Below are 17,881 nucleotides of genomic sequence, written 5' to 3' on the forward strand. Positions count from 1 at the left end.
GAAGAGTGACGACGTGCGTGCCTGTGCGCGCGTCAGGCCTTGTATTTGATCGAGCAGCCGTAGGGCCGCGTCGTGGCCGCTGAGATGGGCTTGCCGCCGAAGGCTTCGCCCAGCGCCTGGTTCACGTAGTTGGTCGCGGTCTTGATGTCGTCCGCGCGCGCCGACGCGATGCTGTCGATGCCGCCCGCATACACCAGCACGCCCTTGGGATCGATGATGAAGATGTGCGGCGTGGTGCGCGCGCCGTAGACCTGGCCGATGACGCCGTCCTCGTCCATCAGCACCGCGGTGGCCGCGGCCGATTGCGACTTCATCCAGGCGTCGAGCGCGTCGGCCTTCAGGTAGTCGCTTGCGGCGCGCTCGGTGGAATTGATGGCCAGCCACACCACGCCCTTGTCGGTGGCGGCCTTCTGCGTGGCGGGCATGTTGCCGCTGCCGTAGTGCTTGCGCACGAAGGGGCAGCCGGGGTTGGTCCATTCGAGCACCACGAACTTGCCGGCGAAGTCCGAGAGCTTGTGCTTGGCGCCGGTGGTGTCGACGGCCACGAAGTCGGGCGCCTTCTGGCCCACGGCCGGTGCGGCGAAAGCGTTGGTGCCCATCAGGAATGCACCGCCGAGCGCGACAGCGGCGGCGACGACGGCACGGCGGGAGGCTCGGCTCAGGGCGGCGCGGGCATGGCGCGCGGCGCGAAGGGAACGCGAGTCGGAGGTTGGCGAGAGAGACATGGCCAGCTTGAGCTCCATTAGAAAATTCCAAACGACAACTGCAGCTTAGAACCGTTTCTTCAAGTGCATGTGACAACCCATGTCACGCGGGTGGTCAAAGCGCGGCGAGTGCGGCGCGGACCTCGTCTTTACCCAAAATTTCCGTCAGCACGACCGGCGCCTTGCCCGGCGCCTGCAGCACGTAGACCGGCACGCCGCTGCGGCCGAGCGCGGTGAGCGCGGCGGTGATGGCGGGGTCGCGGCGGGTCCAGTCGGCGCGCAGCATCGCGACCTTCTTCGCATCGAAATCGGCCAGCACGTCGGCATCGGCCAGCGTGCTTTTCTTGTTGTATTGGCAGGTCACGCACCAAGCGGCGGTGAAGTCGATGAACACCGGCTGGCCGGCGCTCGAGAGCTCGCTCACGCGCTCGGCCGACCATGGCTGCCAGCGCTGGTTGGCGGTGCTGCCGGCAGCGAGCTTGGCCGGCTCCACGACCTGCAGCACATTGCGGCCGATGGCACCGGTCAGCATGGCGGTGAAGGCGATCAGCACGGTGGCGATCACCAGCCGTGTGCGGCCGCGCAGCGTGAACGCCCAGACGATGGCGGCCAGGCATACCAGCAGCGCGAGCAGCGTGCCCGCGCCGTCGATGCCGCTTTGCTGGCCGAGGATCCAGACCAGCCACGCCACGGTGGCGAACATCGGAAAGGCCAGCAGGCGGCGCAGCGTGCCCATCCACGGGCCGGGTTTGGGCAGCAGATGCGCGACGGCGGGCACGAAGCCGGCCACGAGGTAAGGCAGTGCGAGCCCCAGGCCCAGCGCCGCGAACAAGAGCAACGCCTGTGCGGCCGGCAGGCCGATCGCGAAGCCGAGCGACACGCCCATGAACGGCGCGGTGCAGGGCGAGGCGATCACCACGGCGAGCACGCCCGAGAGGAAGTCGTTGGCCAGCGGGTGCTTGGCCTGCGCGCTGCAGACCGACGACGGCGCCGCGCGGCCGAACTCGAACACGCCCACGAGGTTCAGGCCGATCAGCGTGAAGAGCCCCGCCAGCGCCGCCACCACGCCCGGCGACTGCAACTGGAAGCCCCAGCCCAGTTGCGCGCCGGCCGCACGCAGCGCGAGCATGGCGCCACCGAGCGCGAGGAACGACAGCATCACGCCGCCCGTGTAAGCGAGGCCCGCTTTGCGGTGCGCGCTGGCGTTGCCCGCCTGCCGCGCAAAGCCCAGCACCTTGATCGCGAGGATCGGGAACACGCAGGGCATGAGGTTCAGCAGCAGGCCGCCGAGCAGCGCGCCCAGCAAGGCCATGGCGAAGGTGCCGGTGGGTTGGGCGGGCAGGTCGGTGGTGGAACTGGCTGCGGCGTTCGCGGCATTGGCAGCGAGCGCGGCCTGCAGTGCGGGCGACACCTCGGCGCGCCCCGGCGCGGCAGCGGCGGGCCAGGTGCCCGTGACCGGCGCTTCCGCGCGCCATGCCACCGGCTGGCTCGGCTGGCGGTCGGCCTCGGCGAGCGCGACCACCACCGGCATCACCGCGGGGCTCGCGCTGCGCTGTTCGGCCAGGGGCATCGTCGCGGTCCAGGTGTTGCCTTGCCAGCTTTGCGTCCAGTCCTTGCCGGAGACGGCCGCGGTGCGGATCACCTCGGGGGTCTCGGGGAAGAAGGCGAGCGTCTTGCCTTGTACGGCGGCCGGCAGGCCTTCGAGCTTCACTTGCAGGTTGTTGCCATTGACCTCGATGCCGCCCGGTTTGGCCAGTGGCTGGGGCTGGGCGGCCTGTGCGGCGTCGAACTCGGCCTTGTGCAGCGCGGTCGAGCCTTGCAGCGGCAGCGAGAGCGTGAATTCGCCCTCTTCGGGGATGCACTCCTTGCGGCAGACCAGCCAGGAGGCCTTGAGCTTCACGTCCATCGCGGGCGTGCCGCCGGCGAGCGCCATCGGCGGCTTGTAGAGCGTCGACACCTCCAGCGGCACCGGCAGCAGCACGGTGTTCTCGTAGCCGTAGTTGGCGAGGTTGCCGACCGGGATCTTCTTCGGGACGGGCCAGGCGATTTCGCCGGTGGAAACGCCGGCGGGCAGCGTCCAGGTCAGCTCGGTGGGCAGGCCCGAATCGCCGGCGTTCTTCCAGTAGGTGTGCCACTCGGGCTGGTGCGTGATCTGCAGACCGACCCAGGCCTGTGCGCCGGGTGAAACACCGTCGGGCGCATGCGCGATCAGTTCGGCGCGCACATGGGGGGTGGTGACGACGGCCCCGGTCTTGGAAGCCAGTTGCGCCGCAGCCGGCATGCTGGCCGCGGAGATTGCTATCAGAAGCGTAGCGAAATGGATGCGCGAGAGGATCATGCCGTCAGTCGGAGCAATTGGGCAGGGCTAAGTTCCGGCGGGCGTCAGGCTGCCGCGGCCGCCCAGCCCAGCACCACGCGCCGGCTGTTGGCGCTTTTCTTCTCGATCTTGGTGACAACCACGGTCCCGATCTCGGCAGTGTTCGCAACATGCGTGCCGCCGCAGGGCTGGAAGTCGATCTGCGCGTCGCCTTCACCGCCGATGCGGATGGTGCGTACCGTGCCCGTGCCGCGCGGCGGCTGCACGCTCATGCTCTTGACCAGGGCCGGGTTCGCATCGAGCTCCTCGTCGGTGATGGCGCCCACGGTCAGCGGGTGTGCCGCCTCGACCAGGCGGGCGAGGCCGGCGGTGAGCGTTTCCTTGTCGAGCGGATCGGTCATGTGGAAATCGATACGCGCGTAGTCGGGCGTGATCGAGCAGCCGTTCACCGGCACCGGCACGAGATGGCACAGCAGATGGGAGGCGGTGTGAAAGCGCATCAGCCGGTGGCGGCGCTCCCAGTCGAGGCGGGCGGTGACGGTGTCGCCGGGCTTCAGCGCGGCCAGCAGCTCGGCCTGTTCGGGCGCCGGCACATGGAGGAATTCGTGGGTCGGCTGGCCTTCTTCGTTCTTGGCCTTGCGGGTGTCGGCGATGAGGATTTCGCGGCCGTCGGCCAGGGCCAGCACGCCGGCGTCTCCCGCCTGCCCGCCGCCCAGTGGATAGAACACCGTGCGGTCCAGCACGATGCCGGCTTCGTCGATGCGCAGGATGCGGGCTTCGCAGGCGCGCAGGTAGGCGTCGGCACGGAACAGGTCGTCGGTCATCCGGCGATGGTAGCGGCGATGCGCGATTGGGGTGCGCCCACGCCAGAAAGCGCCCACGACCGACAACCCCGGGGCGGGTGGCCGGTGGATGATCCGCCCGGTATGCGGCCCCGCCGCGAAGGATCACGCATGAAAGCTCCGCAGCAAGCACCCACCCGCATCGCCCGTGCCTGGCAGATGTCCGCCCTGGCCGTCGCCACCGCCCTGCTTGTGGCGGGCTGCGGCGAAGCCGCCAAGCTCGCCCCGGAGGTCACGACCGGGCCGCGTCCGCAACTGGTCGAGCCGAACAAGACCCTTATTCCCACGGTCAACGTGGCGACCGCCATCGGCTGGACCGACGCCGCCACGCCCACCCCCGCCGAAGGCCTGCGGGTGACCGCCCTGGCGCGCGGGCTGGAGCATCCGCGCTGGGTCTACACCCTGCCCAATGGCGACGTGCTCGTGGCCGAGAGCAACAAGCCACCCAAGCCCGGCGGCAGCGACGGCGGCAGCGGCCCGATCGCCAAGATTCGCAACTGGGTCATGGGCAAGGTCATGGCCCGCGCCGGTGCCGGCGTGCCCAGCCCGAACCGGATCACCTTGCTGCGCGATGCCGATGGCGACGGCGTGGCCGAGGTCAAGCAGGTCTTCATGACCAACCTGATGTCGCCCTACGGCATGGCATTGGTGGGCAACGAGCTCTTCATCGCGAATGCCGATGCGCTCGTGAAGGTGCCCTACACCGAGGGCGAGACCTCGGTGAAGGCCAATCCCACGCTGGTGACGCAACTGCCCGCGGGCATCAACCACCACTGGACCAAGAACGTGATCGCCAATGCCGACGGCACGAAGCTCTACGTGACGGTCGGCTCCAACAGCAACATCGGCGAAAACGGCCTCGCGGCCGAAGAGGGCCGCGCCGCGATCTGGGAAGTGGATGCGAAGACCGGTGAGAAGCGCCTCTTCGCAAGCGGCCTGCGCAACCCCAACGGCATGGGCTGGGACCCCGACACCAATGCCCTGTGGACCGTGGTGAACGAACGCGACGAGATCGGCAGCGACCTTGTGCCCGACTACCTCACCTCGGTGAAGGAAGGCGCGTTCTACGGCTGGCCCTGGACCTACTACGGCGGCATCGTGGATGCGCGCGTGACGCCGCAGAACCCCGAGATGGCGGCCAAGGCCATCGCGCCCGACTACGCGCTCGGCTCGCACGTCGCGCCGCTCGGAATGACCTTCTCGCACGCACGCGGCATGCCGCCGGAGTTCGCGAGCGGCGTCTTCATCGGCGAGCACGGCTCGTGGAACCGCAAGCCCAAGTCGGGCTACAAGGTGGTGTTCGTGCCCTTCATCGGCGGCAAGCCGAGCGGGCCGCCGGTGGACATCCTCACCGGCTTCCTCACCGCCGACGAAAAGGCCCAGGGCCGGCCGGTGGGTGTCGCGCTCGACAAGAGCGGCGCGCTGCTGGTGGCCGATGACGTGGGCAACGCGGTGTGGCGCGTGTCGCGCGCCAAGCCGAACTAGGCCGACTGGCCGCGGCGCGCGGACGAGGCGCGCGGCACGAGCTGCGCCACCGGCCCTTCGACGCGCTGGCGGCTCCGGTCGCCGCGCAGGTGGTCGAACAGCAGCGCGATGGCCTGCTGCGCGACTTCTTCCAGATGCAGGTCCACCGCGGTGAGGGGCGGCACGCAGGTGCGCGCGCGGGGGCCGTCGTAGCGGGTGGCAACCATCACGTCCTCAGGGATGCGCCGGCCCGATTCGGCGATGGCCGTCACCGCGCCCGAGGCGAAGGCGTCCACCGGGATGCAGAACGCGTCGATGTCGGGGTGGGCCGCCAGGAGCGCCAGCGCGGCCTCCTTGCCGCCGCGCTCGCCGCTGGCCTCGTCGATCAGCGACAGCAGCGCGGGCTGGCCGCGCTCCGCGGCGAAGCGTTCGTACGCCGCCCGGGCCTCGACATAGGAATTGCGCTGCGCGGCGCCCAGGATCATCGCGACCTTGTGCGCGCCCTGCTCGTGCAGGTGGTCGAGCAGCAGCTGCGTCGTCTGTGCGGAATGGATGTCGACGTACGGCGGCATGGCGGGGCCTTCCGCCGGCTTGCCGATGGCCACCACCGGCAAGCCCCGGCGCACGAGGTAGTCCAGGTTCGGGTCGCCCGCGGAGGGCTCGATCACCAGGGCGCCATCGACGTCCAGCAGCTCCATCGGCATCCGACCGCTTTCCATGGGCGGCGCCAGCACCAGCGCGAGGCTGCGGTTCAGCGCCTCGGCCGCGGCCACGGCCGCCACTTCCATCATGAAGCCCAGGCGCGACGGTCCGCCCGCCACCGCGAAGGGCATCGACGACAGCAGCACGATCATGTGGGCCTCGCCGGTGCGCAGCCGCTGGGCATTCCGGTTGGGGCGGTAGCCCAGCTTCAGGGCGGCCTGCTCGACGCGCGCGCGGGTCTCGGCGTCGACCTGGCCGCGCGCGTTGAGCGCATGGGAGACCGTGGTTGGCGACACGCCTGCTTCCCGGGCCACGTCCTTGATGTTTGCCCGCGGCGATGGGTTGGTGCTCATCCCGTTGACCTTTTGCAAAAGCGGTGATTCAATTCCCAAATCGTTTTGGGCGACTGTCCCGGAATGTACCCCACCGCCTCAGGCGGCTTTTTTTCCTTCGTCACCCAAATCGATTTGGGTGGCGACCCGGTCAAAGGAATCGATCATGTCCCGTGTTTCCGACGCCCCTGCCGTCGATGCCGTGCTGCCCGTTTCGCAACTGCTGCTGTTCGGCCTGCAGCACGTGCTGGTGATGGCCGCCGTGCCCATCACCTCCGTGTTCCTCGTGGCCAAGGCGCTGGGCCTGCCGGCGGCGCTCACGGTCAACCTCATCAGCGCCACGTTCCTCATGTGCGGCCTGGGGACGCTGCTGCAGTCGTTCGGGCCGTGGAAGTTCGGCGCCAGGCTGCCCTTCGTGATGGTGCCGGGCGGGGCGCCGATCGTGATGTTCGTGACCATCGCGCAGCAGCGCGACCTGCAGACCGCCTCGGGCGCGGTGATCCTCACGGCGCTCTTCTATTTCCTCATCCTGCCGGTCTTCGCACGGTGCCTCAGGTACTTTCCGAAGATCGTCATCGGCACGCTGCTGCTGCTGGTGTCGATCAACCTCGTGAAGGTGTACGGCGGCATCATTGCCGGCAAGGCCGGCACGCCCACCTTCGCGGACCCGGTGAACATCGGCCTGGCGCTCGCGACCATCGGGTTCACGGTGCTGTTCGCCCGGCTCTTCAAGGGCACGCTCGGCCAACTCGCCGTGCTGCTGGGGCTGCTCGCCGGCACGGTGCTCGCCGCGCTCTGCGGGCTGATGGACTTCGGCGCCGTCGCGGCCGGCCCGCTCTGGAGCGCGCCGACGCTGCTGCCGTTCGGCTTTCCGCGCTTCGACCTCGTGGCGGCCGTGCCGCTGCTGATCTTCAGCGTGATCTCGATGGTCGAGGCCACCGGCCAGACGGTGGCGGTCGCCGAAGTCGTGGGCCGCAAGATCGATCCGCGCGATGCGGTGCCGCGCACCATCCGGGGCGATGCGCTGATGTCGCTGGCGGGCGGCTTCTTCGGCACCTCGATGATCATCACCAGCGGCGAGAACATCGGCATCGTGCGGGCCACGCAGGTGCGCTCGCGCTACGTGACGGCGACGGCCGGCGCGATCCTGATCCTCATCGCCCTGTCGGCGCCGCTCGGCCGGCTGGCCAGCGCCATTCCCGCGGCCGTGGTCGGCGGCACCGCGATGGTGGTGTTCGCGATCATCGGCACGATGGGCATCGACATGCTGCGCAAGATCGACCTGCACGAGCGCGGCAACATGTTCGTGCTGGCCGGCGCGCTCACCATGGGCCTGTTGCCCATCGTCGTGCCGGGCCTGTACAGCCGCTTTCCGGACACGCTGCAGCTGGTGCTGGGCAACGGGCTCGCCATGGGCTCACTCACCGCGGTGCTGCTGAACATGGTCTTCAACCGCACGCCCGCCGAACTCCTCGCAACGGCCGGGCCCCTCGAGCCTGCCGCGGCCGCCGAGCCCACCGAGATGGCGCGGGCTTCGCACTGAACCGCCGCGTTCTCCTTTCTTCTTTTCCTCGCTCCTGCTTTTTCTTCACCATGTCTCCTGAACTCGATGCCGCGGTCCTCGCGGCCGACGAGCTGCTGCTCGTTCCCGACCACCTGATGCTGCGCGACGGCCCAGTGAGCGGCCATGCCGTGCACGTGGCCGGCGGGCGCTTTCGCGATGTCGGCCCCGCCGACGTGCTCGCGGCGCGCCATCCGCACCTCGTGCCCGTGCCACTGCCCGGCAAGCTCCTGATGCCGGGAATGATCGATGCGCACCACCACCTCACGCAGTCGTTCGGCAAGTCGCTGGCCTATGGCGAGCCCTCCGAGATCTTTCGGCGCGTGTGGGTGCCGCTCGAATCGAGCCTGGACGACGAATTCGTCTACCTGGCCTCCAAGCTCGCGGCGCTCGAGTCGCTGCGCGGCGGCTTCACCACCGTGTGCGACGCGGGCACGCGCGCGCCGGGCGACATCGGCGCGGTCGCCACTGCCGTGCAGGAGGCCGGGCTGCGCTGCGTGCTGGGCCTGATCTGCAACGATGGCGGCAACGACAGCAGCGCCGGCGAGCGCGAGGCCATCCGCACGCAGGCCGCGCACTTCCTGCAGCATTGGGCCAACGTGCCGCTGGTGCACCCCTCGCTCGCCATCTCGGTGCCCGAGGCCGCCTCCGACGAAATGCTGGCCGGCGTGTCCGCGCTGTGCGCCGAAGCGCGCACCGTGTTCCAGACGCATGTGAACGAGCACCTCGCATCGGTCGAGCGCTCGGTGGTGCAGCGCGGCAGGCGGCCGCTGGAGCTGCTGGCACACCTGGGCGCGCTCGGCCCGCAGGTGCTGATCGCGCATGGCACGCTCGTCACGCCTGCCGAACTCATGCGGCTGCGCGACACCGACACCGCCGTGAGCTACAACCCCGTCGCGAGCCAATGGAAGGGCAACGCTGTGGCGCCCGCGAACCTGATGGCCGCGCTGGGCATCCGCTTCGGGCTCGGCACTGACGCCACGCGCAGCGACGCCTTCCGCCTGATGGACGCCGCCGAGGCCGCGCAGAAGCTGGCCTTCGGCATGGCCATCGGCGATGCATCGAGCGGCGGCGGCTGGACCTGGCTCGACCACGCGACGCACGAAGGCGCGCGCGCCGTGGGCCTCGGGCACCTCACCGGAGAAATTGCCGTTGGCAAGGCGGCCGACTTCCTCATCGTCGATGTCGACACCCCCGAGATGTGCACCTCGGTCGACCTCACCTGGGACCTGGTGCGCCTGGGCAACCGCGATCAGATCACCGCCGTGTTCGTCGACGGGCGCCTGCGTCTGTGGGAGGGCTGGCCGCCCGACTGGGATGCACGCGAACTGCAGCACCGGCTCGCGCGCATCGCGCATGCGGCCATCGAACGCGCGCCCATCGTGCGCCTGCACCCCACGGCAGCGGAGCACCGCCGCCTGTCGATGGACCGCATGGACCGTGCGGCCGGCGCCCGGAACATCCAGTGAGCGCGCAGCACCTTCTCCTCGTCTCGCTCGCCGTGTTGATTGCCGCCTTCGTGCAGGGCGCGACCGGTGTCGGCTTCGCGCTCATCGCCGCGCCGGTGATCGGCATCGTGCGCCCCGACCTGCTGCCGGTGTGCGTGCTGGTGCTGATGCTGCCGCTCAACTTCTACGTGATGTGGCGCGAGCGCGGTGCCATCGACCGCACCGGCGCCAGCTGGATCACCAGCGGCCGCGTGCTGGGCACCGCCGGCGGCCTGTGGGTGTTGGCGGCCCTGAGCGCAGGTCAGCTGTCGCTGTTCGTCGGTGCGTCGACCATCGCTGCGGCGCTGGTCACGCTGGCGATGCCGGCCTTCTCACCGGGACGTTCCGCCTTCGTGGCGGCAGGGCTGGTCACCGGCATCACCGAGACCGCGACCGGCATCGGCGGGCCGCCGCTGGCGCTGGTCTACCAGCACGAGCGCGCGCCCACCATGCGCTCGACCATCGCGCTGTGCTTCCTCGTCGGCGAACTGGTGTCGCTGGCCACGCTGATGGCGACCGGCCGCATCGACGGCTCGCAGCTGCGCGCGGCGGCCCTGCTGCTGCCCGCGCTGGCGGTGGGCGCGGTGCTCAGTCGCGTGGTGCATCGCCACGTCAACGGACGCGTGCTGCGAATCTTCGTGCAGGTCTTTGCGATCGTCTCGGGCGTGGCGCTGCTGCTGCATTCATTCTGAGGTGCCGCGCGTGGCCGCCCATGCCGCGCGGCCCAGCCGGTAGAGGCGGTGCGCTCGCAGCGTGTGGCCTTCGGGCACCACCGGATGATCGAACGCGCCGGGCACGTCCTCGCGCATGCCGATGCGCTCCATCACCGCGGCCGAGCGCAGGTTGCCGACCGCGGTGAAGGCCACGATCTCGTCGAACCCCAGTCGCTCGAATCCGACTTGCAGAGCACCGCGCGCGGCTTCGGTCGCGAAGCCTTGACCCCACGTGTGACGCGCAAACCGCCAGCCGATTTCCACGCAGGGTGAAAACGGCAGCGTGGCCAGCGGCACGTTCAGCCCAGTGAAGCCGATGAATTCGCCCGTGGCTTTGTGCTCCACGGCCCAGAAGCCCCAGCCGTTCTCGGCGATGCGCGTTCTGGCACGTTCGACTGCCGCGTCGCTGTCGGCTCGCGTGGGCAAGGGCAGCAGAAATTCCATCACCTGCGGGTCCGCCGCCATCGCGGCGAAGGGCGCGAGATCGCTCTCGCGCCATTGACGCAGCCGAAGGCGCGGGGTTTCGAATTCGATGAGGGGTTGAGCGTTGTCGGTCATGCGACCGATTGTGCTGACTCAGAACCCCGCCAGCACCACCTTGCCCTGCGCCTTGCCGCTCTCGATGAGCGCATGCGCCTTCTTCAAGTTCGCGGCGTTGATGGTGCCGAAGCTCGCATTCGCCGTCGTGCGCACGCGGCCCGCGTCGACCAGCGCGGCCACTTCCGCCAGCAGCGCGCCCTGTTCGGCGATGTCGGGCGTGGTGAAGCGCGAGCGCGTGAACATCATTTCCCAGTGCAGCGAGATGCACTTGGTCTTCAGCGGCATCGCGTCGAGCATCTTCATGTCGTCGATCACCGCGAGCTGGCCCTGGGGCTTGAGGCTTTCGATGATCTGCGCGTAGTGCTGGTCGGTCTGCGTGAGGCTGGCGACCATGTCGACTTCGCCGATGCCGGCGGCCTTGAGCTCGGCGGCGAGCGGCTTCGAATGGTCGATGACCGCATGCGCGCCGAGCGCCAGGCACCACTCGCGCGTCTCTGGGCGCGAGGCGGTGGCGATCACGCGCAGCTGCGTGAGCTGGCGCGCGAGCTGGATCAGGATCGAGCCCACGCCGCCGGCACCGCCGGTGATCAAGAGCGTCTGGCCCGCGCCGCCGCCCTTGGGCACCTGCAGGCGGTCGAAGAGCAGTTCATAGGCGGTGATGGTGGTCAGCGGCAGTGCGGCGGCCTGTGCGTCGTCGAGGCTCTTTGATGCGATGGCGGCGATGCGCTCGTCCACCGTGTGCAGTTCCGAATTGGCACCGGGGCGGATGATCGAGCCCGCGTAGTACACGCGGTCGCCGACCTTGAAGTTCGCAACATCGCTGCCGATGGCTTCGACGATGCCGACCGCGTCCCAGCCCAACACCTTGGCCTGCCCGGCTTCGGGCGCGGCGTTCTTGCGGACCTTGGTATCGACCGGGTTGACCGACACCGCCTTCACGCGCACCAGCAGGTCGCGCGCGCCGGCGACGGGCGCGGGCAGTTCGATGTCCTGCAGCGACTCGGCGTTGTCGATGGGGAGGGGCTGGTAGTAGCCGATGGCTTTCATGGCGAGGGACCTTTCTGAAACGATGCCTGAACTGTAGGATGGCAACGGCCATTTGATAAGTAGGCCGTGAACAGCAACACTTTCAAATGAAGATTGAAAATATCTCGGACCTGCAGGTGCTCGTGCACACGGCGCGCGGCGGCACGCTCACGGCGGCGGCCCATGCGCTGGGCATCACGCCTGCGGCCGCCAGCGCCACGCTCAAGCGGCTGGAAACGCAACTCGGCGCGCGCCTGTTCGAGCGCTCCACGCGCGCGATGCGCCTCACGCTGCAGGGCCAGACGCTGCTTGACTACGCGGTGCGGGCGTTCGAGCTGCTCGACGAAGGCGAGTCGCTGGTCACGGCGGACCGCGGCGAGCTGGTCGGCACGCTGCGTGTCGCTGCACCCTCGGACTTGACGCGCAGCACGCTGCTGCCGTGGTTCGACGAATTCCTCGCGCTGAACACCGGCGTGCAGCTCTCGCTCTCGGTCGGCGACCGGCCGCTGGACGTGATGCGCGATGAAGTCGACGTGGCGCTGCGTTATGGCGCGCTGGCCGATTCGCGGCTGGTGGCACGGCCCTTCGCGATGACGAATCCGCTCTTGACCGCTTCGCCCGACTACCTGCGACGCCATCCGGCGCCCAAGACGCCGCAGGACCTGGTGCACCACAACTGCCTGATCTTCAATCGCGGCGGGCGGCGGCACCGCATCTGGCGGTTTGCGCAGAACGGGCAGTGGACGGAAGTGCGGGTGAACGGCAACCGCAGCGTGGACGACGCCTCGCTGGCGCGCGAGTGGGCTGTGGCGGGGTATGGCATCACGCTGAAGTCGGCGCTCGATGTGCGCGATGACATCCGCAGCGGGCGGCTGGTGCATCTCATGACCGACTGGCAGACGGAGCCTTATCCGCTGCATGCGTTGTTGCCTAGCGGGCGTTTCGTGCCTGCTCGGGTTCGGGCGCTTGTGGATTTTCTTGCGCTGAAGTTCGAGGGGCTGAAGGTTGGGGCTTGATTGGTTTTGCTGAGGCTGCTGGCCGGGTCTCGCCCCGGCGGGCGAGCTACTTTCTTTTGCTTCGCCAAAAGAAAGTAGCCAAAGAAAAGGCGACCCCACTGTCTGCGACCCCTGCGCTGCGCTACGGGGCAACATGCGGTGCTCGCGTTTCGCGGGGTCTCGCCGAACTCGCCTTCGGCTCAGACAGCGGCGAGCCCTGATCCGCGAAACGCTGCGCTCCTCGGCGCAGCCAGAGGGGGTTGGGCACCGGGCGGGCCATCGCTTTGCTCGGCTTGCAGTCGGGCCTTTGCTTCGCTCGGCTTGGGGTTGCTCCCTCTCCCCTTGGGGAGAGGGCTGGGGTGAGGGCAGCGGCGCTCGGCAGCCCGCGCGCTCAGATCATCGGCGTGACCGCCCCATCTATCGCCACGATCGCCCCGGTCACATAGCTCGCCTTCGGCGATGCCAGAAACACCACCGTGTTGGCAATTTCCTCGGGCGTCGCGATGCGACCTAACGGCAGCCGCGCGGTGGCGCGCTTCAGGGCCTCGTCGGTGTCGATGCCCTGCAGCTTCGCATCGGCCTTCATGCCTTCCTGCAGCCGCGCGGTCAGCGTGAGGCCGGGGTTCACCGCGTTCACGCGCACGCCCTTGCCCGCATAGGCGGCGGCCATGCCGGCGCTCACCAGCATCAGCGCCGCATTGGCCGCGCCGCCTGCCATGTGCACGGGGCTGGCGACCTTGCCGCCCTGGCCGATCACGTTGACGATCGCACCGCGGCCGCGCTGGCCCATGCGCTTGACCACCGGGTCGATCATGTGGATGTAGGTGAAGTACTTCGCGTCCATCGCGTCGTGCCATGCGGTGGGGGTCAGGTCGTCGGGCGGGGTGCGGCGCGCGGCGCCGGCCGAGTTGACGAGCACGTCGACCGCACCGAAGGCCTTCTCGGCGGCGTCGAGCGCGGCCACGGCGCTGGCCGGGTCCTTCAGGTCGGCGGCATGCACCGAGACCCGGCCTTCGGCCTGGGCAAAGCTGTCGATCAGCGTCTTGCGGCCCTCTTCCAGGTTCTGCAGGTCGCGCGAGACAAGGCTCACGCGCGCGCCTTCGCGCAGGAACCCCAGCGCGCAGGCCAGGCCGATGCCCTTGCTGCCGCCGGTGATTAGAACGTGCTGGTCCTGGAGCTGGAGATCCATGAAAGTCCTTGAAAGGAGGTGTGGGGGTTGAGACGATTCGCCGGCGGCGATTGAAGCACCGCCGCGAAACCCCTGCACGGACGTGGCTGTCCGGGTCAGCGCGTTGCGCTGGCGTGGCGCTGCGCCATCTCGGGCTCCAGCGCGCTGTGCCCTGTGTCGACGGCGTCGCGCAACTGGCCGTGGTGGTCGTGGTGCACCAGCACCTGGCGCATGCGTTGCCAGGCCGAGAGGCGCGCGGGCGGCACCTCGATGTAGGAAGCCAGCGCGAACAGCGACGACTGCTCCTGGTCGGGCGAGGCCTCGCGTTCCTGCTGGCGCGAGCGCAGCGGCGCCATCATCAGCATCGCGCCCAGGATCACGCCGATCACCACGGCGTACAGGGCCAGCAGGTGCAGCACCTCGGGCTGCGAGCGCGCACCCAGCACATAGGGCCACGCATACCAGACGGCGCAGAACCAGATGGCGACGGTGACCGCCGGCCGCAGCACGCGCAGCCACAGGTACATGGCCAGCGTGCGTGCCGGCGAGCGGCTGTTGCCGTAGGCGCGCAGCGGCATGCGCGCGGCGTCGATGATGGGCGCTTCGCCCCTCGGCTGACCCCACGATCGGCTTCGCGTCGGAGGGGGCGCGTCGGCATAGGCCTCGGCTTGAAGATCGATCGCATGGGTGTCGGATTCACGGGGCATCGGAAACTCCTCGGTCAGGGCTCGTCCACACCGCGCGTTTGCCGCGACGGCGTATCAGGGCTTTGGGCAGGGCGATGACGGTGGCCGCCATCGTGATGGTCCAGAAAGCGATCGGGTACCAGATCGTTCCGGCGAAATAGCGCAGCAGGTCCTTGTCGTAGCGGCGGTCGATCCACAGGCTCACGAGCATCTGCAGGATGCAGGTCATGGCCAGCAGCGTGCCCTGCCAGTGCGGCAACAGTGCCGAATGCCAGGGCGAGTCTTCCGGCAGGAAAGGGCGCGCAAGGCCGATCGCCAGCACCAGCGCCATGGCATAGGCCCAGATGACGCTGACCATGTACTCGGCGAAGACCAGCCACATGCGCCAATGGCGCGGGCGCAGGATGCGCGGCGTGTAGCGCAGCATGGTCTGGATGCCGCCAACGGCCCAGCGCAGGCGCTGCTTCCACAGGCCGCGCAAGGTCTCGGGCATCAAAATCCAGCACAGCGCGCGCGGCTCGAAGCGCAGCTTCCAGCCGGCCAGCTGGAGCTTCCAGCTCATGTCGATGTCCTCGGTGAGCGCGTCGGGGCTCCAGAAGCCCACGTCGATCACCGCGCGGCGACGGAACATCGCGAGCACGCCCGAGATGGTGAACAGCGTGCCCACCAGCTGCTGCGAGCGCTTGATGAGCCCGATGATCGAAGAGAACTCGCCCACCTGCATGCGCCCGAGCAGCGTGGTGCGGGTGCGGATGCGCGGGTTGCCGGTCACGGCGCCGATGCGCTCGGAGCTGAGCATCGGCTGCAGCATCCAGGCGATGGCGTTCACATCCACCAGCGCATCGCCGTCGATGCCCAGGATGTATTCGCCGCGCGCGAGCTGGCAGGCGGTGTTCAGCCCCACGGCCTTGCCCTGGTTGCTGGCGTTGTGGATCACGCGCAGGCGGGTGTATTCCGTCGTCATCGCGTCCAGCAGTTCGCCGGTGCCGTCGGTGCTGCCGTCGTTCACCGCGATGACCTCGTAGTGCGGGTAGCGCGTGCGCATCAGCTGCTCGATCACCTCGCGCAGATGCGGCGCTTCGTTGAAGCAGGGCACCACCACCGTCACCAGCGGATGGAAGGGGAGCGTCTCGAGCGGGTCGAGGTCCGCATGGTTCCCGCGCTCGAACACCCAGGCATGCGAGAGCCCACCGGCCATCCACACATACGCCATGAAAAACGGGTAGTAGAAGACGAAGCCGAACAGCAGCGGCGGCAGGTTCTGCGAAAGGGCCTGGAGCGTGGTCATGGCGAGCCGGTTCTTTCTGCCGTCGATGGAGACGGGATTTCCTGGCGCACGGGGCGCGACAGCAGGGTTCGGACCGAGATGGCGCGGCGCACCACGTCCAGCGAGGGTTGGTCGTTCAAGAAGTCGTCGGGGTAGTAGCCCAGGTGCCGGATGCCCGCGCGCTGAAGCAGCGTCCACTGGCGCGCGAGTTCTTCGTCGGGCACCGGCTTGCCGGTGCGCCAATCGCGCGCCTGCAGTTCGAACACGGTGCCATCGAGTCCGCGCGGCGTGTCGGCTGCGCGGCGGGCGAGCCGTGCCAGCCATGCATCGCTCTCGGCCCGATTCTTGGCTTCGCGCTCCATGCGCGGCATGGCCATCAGGCCCACGTAGTCGTAGGCGGCGAGCGCGCTCTCGTAGTTCTGCGCGAACCACTGCTCCGCCGCGGGGTCGAGCACCGGGCGCGCGTAGAGGTTGCGCGCGGTCTCCAGGCCCGGTCGCCACACGCCGATGCGCGCCGCGAGTTCCTGCGTGAACCCGGTGAGGTAGCGCGTCTTGGCCGTGGTCCAGCGCGCCATCAGGGCCGGGTCGGCGCGGATGGCTGCCACGTCGGGCGGCAGGCCCCAGCTGGCATAGGTGGCCAGTGCGGCAGGGCTCGCGTCCTCGTCGTCCGAGAGCATTGCGTCGTCGTGAAACAGCAGGCCCTCGAAGAAGGCGTGGCGCCCCAGGTCTTCGTAGAGGTCGCCGACCAGCGTGCGCACCGCGGGGTCGAAAGGCGAGAGGCGGTGATAGCGGTCGGCCGGCACCTGACCGTCCTGCGTGCGCACCGTGTGGGTGGCGAGCGGGTTCGAGGCCGGCAGGCGGAAGGCCATCACCGGCATCCAGGCGTAGACCTTCACGCCGGCGCGGCTGCGCAGTTGCCAGGCCGCGCGGCCGAACAGGTCGGCGCGCACCGGCAGGTGGCGGTTAGGGAAGTACAACGCGTCGGCCACGCCGTCGCCGTCGGGGTCGGCATAGGCCTGCAGGAACACCGAGCGCGGACGCACCGCGGCCACGCGCTCCACCAGTGCCGAGAGATTGCGCTCCTGTTGGGCCGGATCGGGGTCGTAGACGTAGTCCAGGTCCACGTGCATCACGCGGTTGATCGGGCGCACCTCGCCGCCCACGGGGCTGCGCAGGAGGCGTGCGTACTCGGGCGCCTCGTTGTCGTAGGCCGCGAGCGCGCGGCGGATGCGCGACAGCGGCACGGCCGCGGTGTTCGGCCCGTCGTCCAGCGTGAGGGTGACGGGCATGCCGGCGCGCTCGGCGGCCTTGAGCGCCGCGTCGTTGTATGCGCCGTAGGGCCACACCATCGCGCGCACCTTGGCGCCGGTGCGGGCCTCGATGATCTCGCGGCTGCGGCGCAGGTCGGCCTCGACGCGCCGGGCGTAGGCGCCGTCGTCCTCGTAGCGGCCGGTCGTCGCGTCGTAGCGGTGCGTGGCCGCGGCGGGCAGCATGTTGCCCTGCGGGTTGGCCAGGATGCCGGTGTGCATCGCATCGCTGTGGCTTGCGAGTTCGACCAGGCCGGAGCGCGCCATCTCGGCCGCCTCGCTCCAGCGCAGGAACTCTTCACGCTGCGCGGGCTTGTCGCCCCAGTGCACCAGACTGCCCGCGGGCACCTCGAGCCAGCTGGTCACCAGCGCCAGCACTGCCGGATACCGGTAGCGCTGCAGCAGCGGGAACACCTTGGTGTAGGCGCTCTTGTAGCCGTCGTCGAAGGTCAGCAGCACCGGTCTGGCGGGCAGCGGCATGCGGCCCGCGCGGGCGTCGACGATCTGCTGCAGGCTGACCGGGTGGTAGCCGTTGTACTGCAGCCAGGCGAACACTTCGGCGAGCGAGCGTTCGTCCACGGCGGTCTCGTCGGGCGAGGTCTCGAAGCTGGCGCGCACGTTGGCGCGCACGTCGTGAAAGGACAGCACGCGAAAGCTCACGCCGTCGTCGACGTCGGCCGGTGGCAGCGGTTGCGCCAGGGCCGGCAGCGCGAGCGCCACCAGCAGCCAGAGCATGGCCGCGCGCAAAAAGAAGAGAGGGTTCATCGGCA

15 protein-coding genes are annotated in these 17,881 nt (G+C 69.3%); 5 read left to right on the forward strand and 10 right to left on the reverse strand.

Annotation, left to right across the window (positions count from 1 at the left end; all coding sequences use genetic code 11):
* Positions 1–32: 32 nt before the first annotated feature.
* The 3 genes from ACSFA7_RS18520 to ACSFA7_RS18530 all read right to left on the reverse strand — a co-directional run bounded on the left by ACSFA7_RS18520 (position 33) and on the right by ACSFA7_RS18530 (position 3,845).
* Positions 33–725, reverse strand: a complete 693-nt coding sequence (locus ACSFA7_RS18520) for a redoxin domain-containing protein (RefSeq protein ID WP_435500720.1) — start codon at positions 723–725, stop codon at positions 33–35.
* A gap of 94 nt (positions 726–819) precedes the next feature.
* On the reverse strand, positions 820–3,042 hold the full coding sequence (locus tag ACSFA7_RS18525) for a protein-disulfide reductase DsbD family protein (RefSeq protein WP_435500721.1): 2,223 nt from the start codon (positions 3,040–3,042) through the stop codon (positions 820–822).
* Between the two features lie 44 nt (positions 3,043–3,086).
* A complete protein-coding gene (locus ACSFA7_RS18530) occupies positions 3,087–3,845 on the reverse strand; it encodes an alanyl-tRNA editing protein (protein WP_435500722.1) in 759 nt (252 codons plus the stop codon).
* A gap of 129 nt (positions 3,846–3,974) precedes the next feature.
* Here ACSFA7_RS18530 and ACSFA7_RS18535 point away from each other — a divergent pair, with 129 nt between their 5' ends.
* Positions 3,975–5,348, forward strand: coding sequence for a PQQ-dependent sugar dehydrogenase (locus ACSFA7_RS18535; protein WP_435500723.1), 1,374 nt, complete (start codon positions 3,975–3,977; stop codon positions 5,346–5,348).
* Here ACSFA7_RS18535 and ACSFA7_RS18540 read toward each other — a convergent pair.
* Complete coding sequence (locus tag ACSFA7_RS18540) at positions 5,345–6,382, reverse strand: LacI family DNA-binding transcriptional regulator (protein WP_435500724.1); 1,038 nt, start codon at positions 6,380–6,382, stop codon at positions 5,345–5,347. The two genes, ACSFA7_RS18535 and ACSFA7_RS18540, sit on opposite strands and share 4 nt — an antisense overlap.
* Before the next feature lie 145 nt (positions 6,383–6,527).
* Between ACSFA7_RS18540 and ACSFA7_RS18545 the strand changes: the two genes are divergently transcribed.
* From ACSFA7_RS18545 to ACSFA7_RS18555, 3 genes are read left to right on the forward strand one after another with little or no spacing between them, the layout of a single operon-like run.
* The gene (locus ACSFA7_RS18545; protein ID WP_435500725.1) at positions 6,528–7,904 is read left to right on the forward strand and encodes a uracil-xanthine permease family protein; all 1,377 of its coding nucleotides are present in this window, start codon (positions 6,528–6,530) and stop codon (positions 7,902–7,904) included.
* Positions 7,905–7,954: 50 nt separating this feature from the next.
* Positions 7,955–9,391: an amidohydrolase family protein gene (locus ACSFA7_RS18550; RefSeq protein ID WP_435500726.1), complete on the forward strand. Its 1,437-nt coding sequence runs from the start codon at positions 7,955–7,957 to the stop codon at positions 9,389–9,391.
* Positions 9,388–10,101: a TSUP family transporter gene (locus tag ACSFA7_RS18555; protein ID WP_435500727.1), complete on the forward strand. Its 714-nt coding sequence runs from the start codon at positions 9,388–9,390 to the stop codon at positions 10,099–10,101. The genes ACSFA7_RS18550 and ACSFA7_RS18555 overlap by 4 nt, the downstream gene beginning before the upstream one ends.
* On the opposite strand, the gene ACSFA7_RS18560 is transcribed toward ACSFA7_RS18555, so the two are convergent.
* Complete coding sequence (locus tag ACSFA7_RS18560; protein ID WP_435500728.1) at positions 10,093–10,680, reverse strand: GNAT family N-acetyltransferase; 588 nt, start codon at positions 10,678–10,680, stop codon at positions 10,093–10,095. The two genes, ACSFA7_RS18555 and ACSFA7_RS18560, sit on opposite strands and share 9 nt — an antisense overlap.
* Positions 10,681–10,698: 18 nt before the next feature.
* Positions 10,699–11,709 (reverse strand): zinc-binding alcohol dehydrogenase family protein, encoded by a 1,011-nt coding sequence (locus ACSFA7_RS18565; RefSeq protein ID WP_435500729.1) that lies wholly within the window; start codon positions 11,707–11,709, stop codon positions 10,699–10,701.
* Positions 11,710–11,795: 86 nt separating this feature from the next.
* On the opposite strand from ACSFA7_RS18565, the gene ACSFA7_RS18570 reads away from it, so the two are divergent.
* A complete protein-coding gene (locus tag ACSFA7_RS18570; RefSeq protein ID WP_435500730.1) occupies positions 11,796–12,704 on the forward strand; it encodes a LysR family transcriptional regulator in 909 nt (302 codons plus the stop codon).
* A gap of 370 nt (positions 12,705–13,074) precedes the next feature.
* Here ACSFA7_RS18570 and ACSFA7_RS18575 read toward each other — a convergent pair whose 3' ends face one another.
* From ACSFA7_RS18575 to pgaB, 4 genes are all read right to left on the reverse strand, one after another.
* Entirely contained in the window at positions 13,075–13,872 is a 798-nt protein-coding gene (locus ACSFA7_RS18575) for an SDR family oxidoreductase (RefSeq protein ID WP_435500731.1), read from the reverse strand.
* Positions 13,873–13,967: 95 nt separating this feature from the next.
* Positions 13,968–14,558 carry a poly-beta-1,6-N-acetyl-D-glucosamine biosynthesis protein PgaD gene (gene pgaD, locus ACSFA7_RS18580; protein WP_435500732.1) on the reverse strand — a complete coding sequence of 197 codons (591 nt, stop codon included), beginning with the start codon at positions 14,556–14,558 and terminating at the stop codon, positions 13,968–13,970.
* The gene (gene pgaC / locus ACSFA7_RS18585; RefSeq protein ID WP_435500733.1) at positions 14,548–15,825 is read right to left on the reverse strand and encodes a poly-beta-1,6-N-acetyl-D-glucosamine synthase; all 1,278 of its coding nucleotides are present in this window, start codon (positions 15,823–15,825) and stop codon (positions 14,548–14,550) included. The genes pgaD and pgaC overlap by 11 nt, the downstream gene beginning before the upstream one ends.
* On the reverse strand, positions 15,822–17,876 hold the full coding sequence (gene pgaB / locus ACSFA7_RS18590; protein ID WP_435500734.1) for a poly-beta-1,6-N-acetyl-D-glucosamine N-deacetylase PgaB: 2,055 nt from the start codon (positions 17,874–17,876) through the stop codon (positions 15,822–15,824). The genes pgaC and pgaB overlap by 4 nt, the downstream gene beginning before the upstream one ends.
* Between the last annotated feature and the right edge of the window lie 5 nt (positions 17,877–17,881).

This window comes from Variovorax trehalosi, assembly GCF_051216415.1.
Taxonomy (GTDB): domain Bacteria; phylum Pseudomonadota; class Gammaproteobacteria; order Burkholderiales; family Burkholderiaceae_C; genus Variovorax.